Below are 12,079 nucleotides of genomic sequence, written 5' to 3'. Positions count from 1 at the left end.
AACCGAACGATCACCGGAGGATCGGCGTGACCGTATCTCAGCCCAGGGAGCCGATCCCCGAGGCCGCGCCGCCGGACGAACTCGCTGCCGGAGGTGAGGTGGCCGCCCCCGGTACGCCACTGCCGCATCGTTGGGGATTCGGGGCCTTCCTCTTGGTGGAGGCCGTTCTCCTCGCGTCGGCGGCGTTCATCAGCGTCCTGCTCGGCGACGTCCAGCCCGGTCAGCCCTTGCCGATGCGCATGGTGCTGCTGGGCACGATGGTGCCGACGATGGTCGCGGCCGGGGTCGCGCTGCTGATCACCCGGCTCCGCGGCAACGGCCCGTTCGCCGATCTCCGGATCGGCTGGAGCTGGGCCGACGTCAAGGTCGGGCTCAAACTCGGGGTGCTCGGGCTCGGGTTCACCTCGCTCGCCGCCTGGGCCTGGACGCAGGTCGTGGGCAACGAGAACGCGACTTCGGCGATCAGCGCGCTCGTCGAGGACCGCCGGATGTCGGTGTCGGCGGCCGTCGTGATGTTCATCTACCTGTGGCTGGTCGGGCCGATCTGCGAGGAGATCATCTACCGCGGTCTCCTGTGGGGCGCCGTCGAGCGGTTGCAGTGGCGCACCGAACGCTGGGGGAGGATCGCGGCGTTCCTGGTCTCCACGGCCGTTTTCGCGGCGAGCCACCTCGAGCCGCTGCGCACCACGTTGCTGCTGGTGATCGCGATCCCGATCGGGCTCGCCAGGGTGTTCACCGGGCGATTGCTCGGCAGCGTGGTCGCCCACCAGGTGAACAACTTCCTCCCGGCCGTGACGATCCTGCTCGCCTCGCTTGGGATAGCCGCGTTCTGACGGCCGTCCGGCGTCTGGCAGAATGTACGCTTGCCTGCTTTGGCCGGACCCTCTCACCGCGCCCGAGCTCCGGACCTTCGGGTGTGCGTAGCCGTTCCCCACTCGGCTCTCGTACGCCTTCCACATGCATCAGAGAGAACTGAGGAGTACCCACACCCGTGGCCGTCAAGATCAAGCTTCAGCGTCTCGGCAAGATCCGTGCGCCGTACTACCGCATCATCGTCGCCGACGCGCGCACCCGCCGTGATGGCAAGGCCATCGAGACGATCGGCAAGTACCACCCGAAGGAAGAGCCGAGCTTCATCGAGGTCGACACCGAGCGGGCCCAGCACTGGCTGTCCGTCGGTGCCCAGCCGACCGAGCCGGTCCAGCGCATCCTCGAGATCACCGGTGACTGGCAGAAGTTCAAGGGCCTGCCGGGCGCCGAGGGCACCCTGAAGGTCGCCGAGCCGAAGCCGTCGAAGCAGGACCTGTTCAACGCCGCGCTCGCCGCCGCCGGTGACTCGGCCTCCGCCGAGGCCACCACGCCGAAGAAGAAGTCCGCCCCGAAGAAGGCCGAAGCCGACAAGGCCGAGGCCGCCGAGGGTGACAAGGCCGAGGCGTGAGTTTCCTCGCTGACTCCCTCGAGCACCTGGTGCGCGGGATCGTCGACAACCCGGACGAGGTCCGGGTCGAGCTGCTGACCACACGCCGTGGCCGGACGCTCGAGGTGCACGTGCACCCCGACGACCTCGGCAAGGTGATCGGCCGGGGCGGTCGTACCGCGACCGCCCTGCGCACCGTCATGGGCGGCATCGGTGGCCGCGGCGTCCGCGTGGACGTCGTCGACACCGATCGCTGACCAAGGACACAGGAAACGCAGGAACACACCGGATGGACGTCGTAGTCGGCCGTATCGCCAAGGCGCACGGAATCCGCGGGGAACTCGCGGTGGACGTACGCACGGACTCGCCGGAACAGCGGTTCGCCGTCGGTTCGGCCGTCATGACGAAGCTGCGTGACGGCAGCAGCCGGAATCTCACCATCGCAGCCGCCCGCGAACACAGCGGGCGGCTGCTGGTGCGTTTCGAAGAGGTGCTGACCAGGGACGTCGCGGAGACCCTCCGCGGCGCGCTCCTGATCGCCGACACCTCGACGCTGCCGCCCACCGAAGACCCCGACGAGTTCTACGACCACGAACTCGAAGGCCTGCGGGCCGAACTCACCGACGGCACGCTCGTCGGCAAGGTGCTCGAAATCGTGCACTCACCCGCCGGGGAACTGCTGTCGATCGAGCACGACGGACGCGAGGTCCTGGTGCCGTTCGTGAAGGCGATCGTCCCGTCGGTCGACGTCGCGGGCGGCCGCGTCGTCCTCGACCCGCCGGAAGGCCTGCTGGACGCCTGATGCGCCTCGACGTCGTCACGATCTTCCCCGAATACCTCGACCCGCTCCGCGCCGCGCTGCTCGGGCGCGCGATCGACCGCGGCCTCATCGAGGTCGGCGTGCACGACCTGCGGGACTGGACGCACGACGTCCACCGCGCGGTCGACGACGCCCCGTACGGCGGCGGGCCCGGCATGGTGATGAAACCGCAGATCTGGGGCCCCGCCCTGGACGAAGTCTGCGGCGAGAACACCCGGCTCGTGGTCCCCACCCCCGCCGGACGGCCGTTCACCCAGGCCATGGCCCACCAGTACGCCGCCGAGGAGCACCTGGTGTTCGCGTGCGGCCGCTACGAGGGCATCGACCAGCGGGTGATCGACGACGCCGCGAAGCGGATGCCCGTCGACGAGGTCTCGATCGGCGACTACGTGCTGGTCGGCGGCGAGGCCGCGGTGCTGGTGATGGTCGAGGCCGTCGTCCGGCTGCTGCCGGGAGTGCTCGGGAACGCCCGCTCCGCCGAGGAGGACTCGTTCTCCGACGGCCTGCTCGAAGGACCCAGCTACACACGGCCCGAGGTCTGGCGCGACCTGGCCGTGCCGGACGTCCTGCGCTCGGGCAACCACGCGCTGATCGACCGCTGGCGCCGCGACCAGGCGCTGGAACGCACCGTACGGCGCAGGCCGGAGCTCATCGGCCAGCTGCCCGAAGGTAGTCTCGACAAGCACGATCTCAAGGTCCTCGACCGGTTGGACGAGGGCACCGGCCAGGCCGGGTCAAGCACCTGAGTCCTGGTCTGCAATACTTGACAGGTTGGCGTGGATAGACGCCGGAGTTTGTACAACGGACAGTGTCCGGAGTAAAGGCCCGAGCTCATCTGGAACGCCATCAGCCCCCGGGTAGGTCGCAGTGCCCGACACTGCGCGCCCAAGCTGCACGTAAGCCATACGAAGACGAGGACGGACCACCGATGAACACCCTGGACGCGCTGGACGCGCAGTCACTGCGTTCCGACATCCCGGACTTCCGACCGGGCGACACGCTCAAGGTTCACGTCCGCGTCATCGAGGGCAACCGCGAGCGTAACCAGATCTTCCAGGGCGTCGTGCTGCGTCGCCAGGGCGGCGGCATCCGCGAGACCTTCACGGTCCGCAAGGTGTCGTTCGGCATCGGCGTGGAGCGCACCTTCCCGGTGCACTCGCCGAACATCGCCGAGGTCGAGGTCTTCAAGCGCGGCGACGTCCGCCGCGCGAAGCTGTACTACCTCCGCGAGCTGCGCGGCAAGGCCGCCAAGATCAAGGAACGCCGCGAAAACCGCGAGACGACCTCCGCCAAGTAGGTAGCCGCACGGTTACAGGTAACCTGGCGTCGTGGTCGAACCCGTGTCCCAGAACACCTCCGAAGATGAGCCCGATCGTCCCGACGAGGAGCGCCCTACCAGGGCCTCCCGACGGGGCCGATCCGGATCCAAGAAATTCGGCAAGGTCAACAAGAAGCGGTCGTTCTGGAAGGAACTGCCGATCCTGATCGTCGTCGCCCTCGTGCTGACGATCTTGATCCAGCAGTTCCTCGCCAAGGTCTACATGATCCCCTCGGGATCGATGGAGACCACCCTGCACGGCTGCGCGGGATGCACGGGCGACCGGATCCTGGTCGACCGGATCACGTACGACTTCAGTGATCCCGGCCCGGGCGACGTGGTGGTCTTCAAGGGACCGCCGGCGTGGGCGGGCGAGATCCAGACGGAAGAGTCCAGCAACATCTTCGTCACCGGCTTCCGCGCGCTGGGATCCTTGATCGGGTTCGCGCCGCCGGACGAGCGTGACTTCGTCAAGCGGATCATCGCGGTCGGCGGCCAGACGGTGCAGTGTTGCGACAACAACCGCGTCGTCGTGGACGGCAAGGCTCTCGACGAGCCGTACGTCCACTGGGAAGAGGGCATGGCGCCCACCGAGAAGACGTTCGAGCCGGTCAAGGTGCCTGCCGGATACGTCTGGGTGATGGGCGACAACCGCAACAACTCGAGCGACTCCCGGTTCCAGGGCGGCGGCGGCGTGAACGGTGCCGTCCCGGTGGACAACATCATCGGCAAGGCGCGGATCATCGTGCTCCCGCCGGGCCGCTGGGGTGGCGTTTCGGACCACAACCCGCAGGCGAACGCGCAGCCGCTGGCACTGGGCGCGCCCGCCTGGCAGCAGGGGCTTCCCCTGGGTGTCGGCGTCGCCGCGGCGTGGCCCGTGGTCTTCTTCGGCAGGCGGATGACGTCCGGAGTGCGCAAGGCGGTCGACCGGAGGCGGTAAGGCCTTGAGAGTTCCTGTACCGCTCACACCGGCCGAGCCGCTTCGGCCGCCGCGGGCAGTGGTGCGTGGTGACCTCTTCTGGGGGTTGCAGAGTGCGCTGGACCGGCGGGGCCTCGGGCCCGTCGCCGGTGTCGACGAGGCAGGGCGCGGTGCTTGCGCCGGCCCGCTCGTCGTGGCCGCCTGCGTCCTGCGTTCAGGCGACGCCGCCCGGCTTCCCGAGCTCACCGATTCCAAGGTCCTCACGGCCAAGGCCCGCGATCGGGTCTACGACCGGGTGGTCCAGCGTGCGCTGGACTACGCGGTCATCGTCATCCCGGCGGCCGAGGTCGACCTGTTCGGCATCCATGTCATGAACCTCGAAGGCATGCGGCGTGCCGTTTCGGCGCTGCGGAAGACTCCGGGGTACGTCCTGACCGACGGATTCCGTGTGTCCGGGCTGCCCGCGCCGAGCGTGCCGGTGATCAAGGGGGACAAGGCCGTCGCGTGCGTGGCGGCGGCATCCGTGCTGGCCAAGGTCACGCGGGACCGGATCATGGGCGACCTGCACGACGTCCACCCGCACTACGGCTTCGACGTCCACAAGGGCTACAGCACCACCGAGCACAGCGCGGCGCTGACCACGCACGGCCCGAGTCCGGTACACCGCTGGTCGTACGCGAATGTGGCCACCGCGGCCGCCGCGCACCGGGCCCGCCCGCCTCACCCGGTCGTGCTGACCGTCGCGGCACTGGAAAACCCGAGCGTGCCGATACGTGCCCTCGGCCCTTACGTGGGTAACAATGAACGCTCCGCCGCTGGAATATCAGCAGAATCGCGAGGAGGGGCGCGGATTTCATGAGCGCAGAGGATCTCGAGAAGTACGAGACCGAGATGGAGCTCTCGCTTTACCGCGAGTATCGCGACATAGTCGGCCAGTTCTCGTACGTGGTGGAGACCGAGCGGCGGTTCTATCTGGCCAACGCCGTCGACGTGCAGGTGCGCGACGGCGGCGGTGAGGTGTACTTCGAGGTCCGCATGTCCGACGCGTGGGTCTGGGACATGTACCGGCCGGCCAGGTTCGTCAAGCACGTCCGGGTCATCACGTTCAAGGACGTCAACGTCGAGGAGCTCGACAAACCGGATCTCCGGCTGCCCGAGGACGGTCCGTTCTCCGGCTGATCTTTCCCAAGTACGTGAAGGCCCCCTTCAGTGCGTCTAGCGCACTGAAGGGGGCCTTCACGTACTTGCGGGGCGCCTAGCACGGACCGCCGACGCTTTCGTCCCGCGAGGCCGGATCGCGCCCGGGTTATCCACAACACCCCGGTTGTCCACAGGCGGGCGGATTGAGTCTGGTCGCCGCCCGATCACCCTGGCAGCGTTGATCGCACACGCACTGTGACGATCGCTGAGGGGGATCGAGATGACGAGCACGGCAGAACAGCCGTCCGCAGGGGCGCCGCACATCGAGCTGGGGCGCTGGGGAGAAGAACTCGCGGTCCGGCATCTGGAGAAGGCGGGCTACGTCGTCCTGAGCCGCAACTGGCGTTGCCGCGACGGCGAACTGGACCTTGTCGCGACGGACAGGAAACGCCTGATCTTCTGCGAGGTGAAGACCAGGACGGGAGTGGGCTTCGGCAGCCCCGCCGAGGCGGTGACCCCGGACAAGGCGGATCGCATCCGCCGTCTCGCGCACCAGTGGCAGCGCACGTTCATGCTCCGCTGGTGCTCCGTCCGCTACGACATCGTCGCGATCGTCGCCAGGCCCGGAGCCCAGCCGCATGTCCGGCATATCAAGGCGGCGTTCTGAATGGCGCTGGCGAAGGCCTGGTCCGTCGCGCTCCTCGGCGTCGACGGCAAGATGATCGAGATCGAGGCCGACATCGGCGGCGGGTCGCCGAAGGTGACGATGGTGGGGCTGCCCGACACCGGGTTGAAGGAGGCGAAGGACCGCGTCCGGTCCGCCGTCCGCAACTCGCAGCAGACCTGGCCCGACGAACGAGTGATCCTCGGCCTGTCCCCGGCGAACCTGCCGAAGGTGGGATCCGGCTACGACCTGGGCATCGCGGCGGCGGTCCTGGCGGCGACGGGAGCGGTTCCGGCCACGAAGCTGCTGAACACCGTGCTGCTCGGCGAACTCGCCCTCGACGGCAGGGTGCGGGCCGTCCGCGGGGTGCTGCCGGGATTGCTGGCGGCGCGCAACGCCGGGTACCGGCGGGCGGTCGTCCCCGCCGAGTCGCTGTTCGAAGCCGCTCTCGTGGACGGTCTGGAGGTCGGCGGGGTGGCCCGGCTGAGCGACTTCGTGGACTGGCTCAAGGGTGAAGGGGAACTTGCCCGGCCCGAGCCCTTCGCCGACCAGGAGCCGCCTCGGGTTCCCGATCTCGTCGACGTCGTGGGACAGCCGGAAGCGCGGTGGGCACTGGAAGTGGCCGCGGCGGGCGGGCATCACCTGCTGATGACCGGCCCTCCCGGGGTGGGCAAGACGATGCTCGCGAAACGCCTTCCGGGCCTCCTTCCGCGGCTGACCGCGGAAGAGTCGTTACAGGTCACCGCGGTCCATTCGATCGACGGTTCGCTCTCCCGGTCCGCACCGCTGGTCACCGTGCCGCCGTTCGTCGCGCCGCATCATTCGATCAGCGTGCCCGCCCTGATCGGCGGGGGCAGCGGGCTGGCCGTGCCCGGGGCGATCAGCAGAGCGCACCGGGGAATCCTGTTCCTCGACGAGGTCTGCGAGTTCGGCCCGGAACGGCTGGAGTCGCTGCGCACGGTGCTCGAAGAGGGCGAAGTGCGGATCGCGAGGGTCAAAGGCGCCGTGCGGTACCCGGCACGTTTCCAGTTGGTGCTGGCGACCAACCCCTGTCCTTGCGCACCGGCGAAGGACGCCGATTGCACGTGCTCGGCGGCCGCGCGCCGGCGGTACTTGGGCAGGCTGTCCGGCCCGTTACTCGATCGAGTGGATTTGCGGGTTCGGCTGCGGCCACTTTCCGCGCTCAGCGCACACCTGAGCGAGCCGCCCGAACCGTCGGCGGCCGTCCGGGAACGGGTGCTGGAGGCTCGCGAGCGAGCCGGAAAACGCTGGGCGGAACAGGGCTGGCCGACGAACGCGGAAGTGCCCGGCCCGGCACTGCGCCGCGAGTTCGCCCTGCCACCGCAGGTCACTGCGTTGCTGGACCGGGCGCTCGAGCGGGGTGCGATCACCGCGCGCGGCGCTGACCGTTGCCTTCGCATCGCTTGGACGCTCGCCGATCTGAAAGGCGCCGAGAGTCCGGAGGCGGACGAGGTCGCGGCCGCCCTGAACTTTCGGGAGAGGTCATCCGGATGAGTGAATTCGAGGCCGAACGGATCGCGCGGTCGTACCTGCTGCGCGTGGCCGAGCCCCCGGCACCCGCCTTGGCCGATTTCGTCGGTGAACACGGCCCGGTCCTTGCCGCGGAACGGGTGCGGCTGGCCGAGTGCCCGCCGAAGGTGCGCGACGAGACGGCCGCGCGGCGAGCGCACGACTACGCCGAGCGTGATCTGGAGCGGGCGGCCGTCGGCGAGACCCGGCTCGTGATCCCGGAAGACGGCGAATGGCCTGCCTGGCCGCTGCTTTCGCTGGCCGTCGCCCAGAACAGGGGCGTCTCCGGGACGGCGCCCCCGCTGGCGTTGTGGGTCCGCGGCCCGGCCAGGCTCGACGAGGCGGTGGACCAGGCGATCGCGATCGTCGGCGCCCGCGCGGCGACCGAGTACGGCGAGCACTGCGCGGCCGAGATGGGCTATCACCTGGCAAGCAGGGGAATCCCGGTGTTCTCGGGGGCGGCGTACGGCATCGACGGCGCGGCCCACCGGGGTGCGCTGAGCGCGGGCGGCACCACGGTCGCCCTGCTCGGCTGCGGAATCGATGCCGGCTACCCGGCCCAGCACACGACCTTGTTGCGCACCATCGGGAAGACCGGCGCGGTGGTCAGCGAGTACCCGCCGGGAACCTCGCCCGCCCGGCATCGCTTCCTCGTCCGGAACAGGCTCATCGCGGCGCTCACCGAAGGGACGGTCGTGGTCGAGGCGGGCAGGCGCAGCGGCGCGCGGAACACCGCCGGTACGGCCGGGGCACTGGGCAAGGTCGTGATGGCGATGCCGGGGCCGGTGTCGTCCGGGATGTCCGCCGGCTGCCACGCGCTGATTCGCGAAGGCGAGGCAACACTGGTGACCTCGGTCGACGAGATCCTCGAGACGGCCGGGCGGCTCGGGCAGCCCGTCGCGGATCCGTCGAAACCGCGCCGCCGCACCGATCGGCTCGGCCCGGAGGCGCTGCGAGTCCACGACGCCCTGTCCGAACGGTCGGCGAGGCCCGAGGAACGGATCGCCGCCGAATCCGGCGTCCCGGTCGAACGCGTCCGCGCGCTGCTTCCCGAACTGGAACTCGACGGCTTCGCGGAAAGGGGTGACGCAGGGTGGCGAAGACGGATCGCCAAGACCTGACTGGCCTACACCCGAGACGCCATCCCGGCACGATCCGACCACGGACACCACAACAGGGTGCGGCGATACTTGACCATCCGCCGTACATCGCGCAGCGTGATCGGCATGCCGTCGACCGAAGGTCCCCACGGCACGGGAAAACGCGCCCGCAGACCCGATCTGCGCGCCGCCCGTGCGGCGCTGCCGGAGCCTGTCCGGAAGCTGATCGACGACTACGAGCGGCACCTCTCCCTCGAACGCGGGCTGTCCGCGCATACGGTGCGTGCCTATCTCGGCGATGTGGTGTCGCTGACGGGCTTCGTGGACGGGAACGGCGGCCGGTTCGAGGATCTCGACATCGGGACGCTGCGTGGCTGGCTGGCCCGGCAACGCGAAGAAGGGGCCAGCCGGACGACGCTGGCCAGGCGCGCGGCGGCGGCCCGCACCTTCACCGCGTGGGCTCATCGAGGCGGGGCGCTCGCGTCCGATCCGGGCGGCAGGCTGGTGGCGCCGCGCGCGCACCGCAAGCTCCCCGGGGTCCTCCGGGCGGAGCAAGCGAGTGAGGTCATGCGCTTCTCAGCCGCCGGTGCCGAACAGCGGGACCCGGTGGCCTTGAGGGACAGTGCCATCGTGGAACTGCTCTACGCGACCGGTGTGCGGGTCTCGGAACTGTGCGGACTGGATACGGGCGACGTCGACTTCTCCCGCCGTGTCGTGCTCGTGCTGGGCAAGGGCGGCAAGGAACGCGTCGTGCCGTTCGGCGTCCCCGCCGAAGCGACCCTGCGGGTGTGGCTGGACGAGGGCAGGGGAAAGCTCGCCGTCGAAACCAAAGGGCAGACCGAAGCCGCGCTCTTCCTGGGCGCACGGGGAGGCAGGCTCGATCCGCGGGCGGCCCGCCGGGTCGTCCATGACGCCGTCGGCTCGGTGCCGGGCGCGAACGACATGGGGCCGCACGGCCTGAGGCATTCCGCGGCCACCCATCTGCTCGAAGGCGGTGCCGATCTTCGGAGCGTTCAGGAACTGCTTGGTCACGCTACGCTGGCCACAACGCAGCTCTACACTCATGTGACCGTCGATCGGCTGAAGGCGATCCACGACCGCGCACACCCCCGGGCCCGATGATGCCGGGGAGGACTCGGCAGGTGACCCGGCGGCCCGAACCGGCGGCGCACGCGCATCCGCACGAGCACGAGCACGGAGACCACCCTGAGTCGCATGCTGAGAACGGCGGTCCGATGACCGCCGACCCACATGTCACCGAAGCCGCCGGGAAACACCGTCCCGGCGGGGACGGTCCTGCCGTCGCGTCCGAATCGCGGTCGGGCTACGAGGTGGACGCCGGGATCCAGGCGCTGTGGCGGGAGTTCACCGAGGCGCCGGACCAGATCGTGCGCGACAGGCTCGTGCTGCACTACGCACCGCTCGTCAAATACGTCGCGGGCCGCGTCGGCACCGGCCTGCCGACCCACGTCGACGTCGGCGACCTGATCCAGTCCGGGATCTTCGGCCTGGTCGACGCGATCGAGAAGTTCGAACCCGCCAGGGGCCTGCGGTTCGAGACCTACGCCATGCAGCGCATCCGGGGCGCGATCCTCGACGACCTCCGTTCCCAGGACTGGGTCCCCCGGGCGGTGCGCAGCAAGGCCCGCGAGGCCGAACGCGCGCTGGAACGCCTCGGCGCCCGGCTGAACCGCACGCCGACCGACGCCGAACTGGCGGCCGAGCTCGAAATCAGCGTCGACGACCTGCGCGAGTTCTACGGCCAGATGCAGCTGACCAGCGTCATCGCGCTCGAAGACCTGGTCGCCGCCGGCAAGGACAGCGGCTCGCTGGTCGACACCCTGCCCGACGACGGCGCCGTCGACCCGGTGGCCGTCCTGGTCGACCAGGACAACCGCCGCCAGCTGGCACAGGCGATCGCCCAGCTCACCGAACGCGACCGGATCGTGGTCGGCCTCTACTACTTCGAGAGCCTGACCCTCGCCGAGATCGGCAAGGTCCTCGGCGTCACCGAGTCCCGGGTCAGCCAGCTGCACACCCGCGCCGTCATGCGGCTGCGCGCGAAACTGGTCGAGCAGGCCTGACGCCCACCCGCGCCACCGTCACGTGAATGCCGTGCCTGCTCACGTGAGTTCCGCCTCTGATCACGCGAGTTCCGCCCTCGTCCTGACCGCGAGTCCGGCGAATGGCAGCTCCCCGAGATGGTCACCGAGCAGACCTAATGCGTAGCGCTACTGTGATCAGGCACGGCACTCGCGTGATCAAGGGCGGAACTCACGTGCCTAGCGGCGGGACTCGCGTGATCGGGGGCGGAACTCGCGCCCTAGTCCCCTTCCCAAGGTTTGAGGCGGATCTCCGACTGCTCGCCGATCAACGCCAGTGGATCGACGTACTCCTCGCCCCGCCGGACGCCGAAATGCAGGCAAGCCGGTTCCGGGCAGCCCGGATGGCCCGCGGCGAGCGTCCCGAGCACCTGGCCCCGGTAGACCTGGTCACCCGCGGTGACCATCGGGGCGACGGGTTGGTAGGTGGTGCGCAGGCCCCCTTCGTGATCGATCGAAACCACCCCGCGGCCTGCCACCTGCCCGGCGAACATCACCACTCCTTCGGCGGCCGCGAGCACGTTCGTCCCGGGCGCCGCGGCGAGGTCGACGCCTCGGTGACCGGGGCCGTACGGCGTCGACGGCGGCTCGAAGTACCTGGTGACGCTCGGTGCCGGGGAGAGCGGCCAAGAGAGGCGTCCCAGCGGGATCGGGGCGCCCCTGGCCGTTCCCGGCATCGCCGAAGAGGTCAGGATCGCGAGCACGGTCGCGAGGACCGCGAGGCGGGGAAGGCGTCGTGGGCACCCCGGGCGGCGGTGCCTGCCGCCGGTGCGGTCGATCGCGAAAGAATGCCTGGTGACAGGGCGGGAACAGGTCGTCATCGTCATGTGTTCGAGCTTGGGCGCCCGGCGTGGCGGGCGGGGCGCGCCGGTGGAATCTGTGGATAACCGAGCCGGTTGTGGACAACCGCTCTCATCAGGGGCTGCCGGTGCGGTAGGCGGTGACGACGGGGAGTAGACTTCTTTGCGCGGTCCGCGTCAGCGGGCTGACTTCGCGTGCACGTGCGCGCTCCCGATGGCCGATCTCCTCACGGAGGGTCAGGACAGACGGGGGTACACGGCCCGGCGGT

Annotated in this window: 15 protein-coding genes; 14 read left to right on the top strand and 1 reads right to left on the bottom strand. The window is 69.6% G+C overall.

Annotated elements, in window-relative coordinates; genetic code table 11:
- The first annotated feature begins 26 nt into the window (after positions 1–26).
- From BKN51_RS23480 to BKN51_RS23415, 14 genes are all read left to right on the top strand, one after another.
- A complete protein-coding gene (locus BKN51_RS23480; RefSeq protein WP_101609652.1) occupies positions 27–833 on the top strand; it encodes a CPBP family intramembrane glutamic endopeptidase in 807 nt (268 codons plus the stop codon).
- Between the two features lie 158 nt (positions 834–991).
- Positions 992–1,438, top strand: coding sequence for a 30S ribosomal protein S16 (gene rpsP / locus BKN51_RS23475; protein ID WP_005154724.1), 447 nt, complete (start codon positions 992–994; stop codon positions 1,436–1,438).
- Complete coding sequence (locus tag BKN51_RS23470) at positions 1,435–1,674, top strand: RNA-binding protein (RefSeq protein WP_003103110.1); 240 nt, start codon at positions 1,435–1,437, stop codon at positions 1,672–1,674. Before rpsP ends, BKN51_RS23470 begins: the two co-directional genes overlap by 4 nt.
- 32 nt (positions 1,675–1,706) lie before the next feature.
- Positions 1,707–2,219, top strand: a complete 513-nt coding sequence (rimM, locus tag BKN51_RS23465) for a ribosome maturation factor RimM (RefSeq protein WP_101609651.1) — start codon at positions 1,707–1,709, stop codon at positions 2,217–2,219.
- On the top strand, positions 2,219–2,983 hold the full coding sequence (gene trmD / locus BKN51_RS23460; protein WP_101609650.1) for a tRNA (guanosine(37)-N1)-methyltransferase TrmD: 765 nt from the start codon (positions 2,219–2,221) through the stop codon (positions 2,981–2,983). Before rimM ends, trmD begins: the two co-directional genes overlap by 1 nt.
- A 182-nt stretch (positions 2,984–3,165) precedes the next feature.
- Positions 3,166–3,534 carry a 50S ribosomal protein L19 gene (rplS, locus tag BKN51_RS23455; protein ID WP_005154717.1) on the top strand — a complete coding sequence of 123 codons (369 nt, stop codon included), beginning with the start codon at positions 3,166–3,168 and terminating at the stop codon, positions 3,532–3,534.
- A gap of 31 nt (positions 3,535–3,565) precedes the next feature.
- Positions 3,566–4,495, top strand: coding sequence for a signal peptidase I (gene lepB / locus BKN51_RS23450; protein WP_101609649.1), 930 nt, complete (start codon positions 3,566–3,568; stop codon positions 4,493–4,495).
- A 58-nt stretch (positions 4,496–4,553) separates the two neighbouring features.
- Complete coding sequence (locus tag BKN51_RS23445; protein WP_101609648.1) at positions 4,554–5,333, top strand: ribonuclease HII; 780 nt, start codon at positions 4,554–4,556, stop codon at positions 5,331–5,333.
- Entirely contained in the window at positions 5,330–5,653 is a 324-nt protein-coding gene (locus BKN51_RS23440; RefSeq protein ID WP_003096226.1) for a DUF2469 domain-containing protein, read from the top strand. The genes BKN51_RS23445 and BKN51_RS23440 overlap by 4 nt, the downstream gene beginning before the upstream one ends.
- 241 nt (positions 5,654–5,894) lie before the next feature.
- A complete protein-coding gene (locus tag BKN51_RS23435) occupies positions 5,895–6,281 on the top strand; it encodes a YraN family protein (RefSeq protein WP_101609647.1) in 387 nt (128 codons plus the stop codon).
- On the top strand, positions 6,282–7,793 hold the full coding sequence (locus BKN51_RS23430; RefSeq protein WP_101609646.1) for a YifB family Mg chelatase-like AAA ATPase: 1,512 nt from the start codon (positions 6,282–6,284) through the stop codon (positions 7,791–7,793).
- On the top strand, positions 7,790–8,929 hold the full coding sequence (gene dprA / locus BKN51_RS23425) for a DNA-processing protein DprA (protein ID WP_101609645.1): 1,140 nt from the start codon (positions 7,790–7,792) through the stop codon (positions 8,927–8,929). Before BKN51_RS23430 ends, dprA begins: the two co-directional genes overlap by 4 nt.
- A gap of 105 nt (positions 8,930–9,034) precedes the next feature.
- On the top strand, positions 9,035–10,030 hold the full coding sequence (locus BKN51_RS23420) for a tyrosine recombinase XerC (RefSeq protein WP_101613413.1): 996 nt from the start codon (positions 9,035–9,037) through the stop codon (positions 10,028–10,030).
- Positions 10,031–10,050: 20 nt separating this feature from the next.
- Positions 10,051–10,992 carry a FliA/WhiG family RNA polymerase sigma factor gene (locus tag BKN51_RS23415; RefSeq protein ID WP_168214375.1) on the top strand — a complete coding sequence of 314 codons (942 nt, stop codon included), beginning with the start codon at positions 10,051–10,053 and terminating at the stop codon, positions 10,990–10,992.
- 239 nt (positions 10,993–11,231) lie between these two features.
- Here the strand turns inward: BKN51_RS23415 and BKN51_RS23410 are convergent, their stop codons facing one another.
- On the bottom strand, positions 11,232–11,837 hold the full coding sequence (locus tag BKN51_RS23410) for a M23 family metallopeptidase (RefSeq protein WP_101609644.1): 606 nt from the start codon (positions 11,835–11,837) through the stop codon (positions 11,232–11,234).
- Positions 11,838–12,079: the final 242 nt, after the last annotated feature.

The organism is Amycolatopsis sp. BJA-103, from assembly GCF_002849735.1.
Classification (GTDB): domain Bacteria; phylum Actinomycetota; class Actinomycetes; order Mycobacteriales; family Pseudonocardiaceae; genus Amycolatopsis.
The sequence above is the reverse complement of the archived record's forward strand: the minus strand, read 5'-3'. Positions and strand labels throughout refer to the sequence as shown.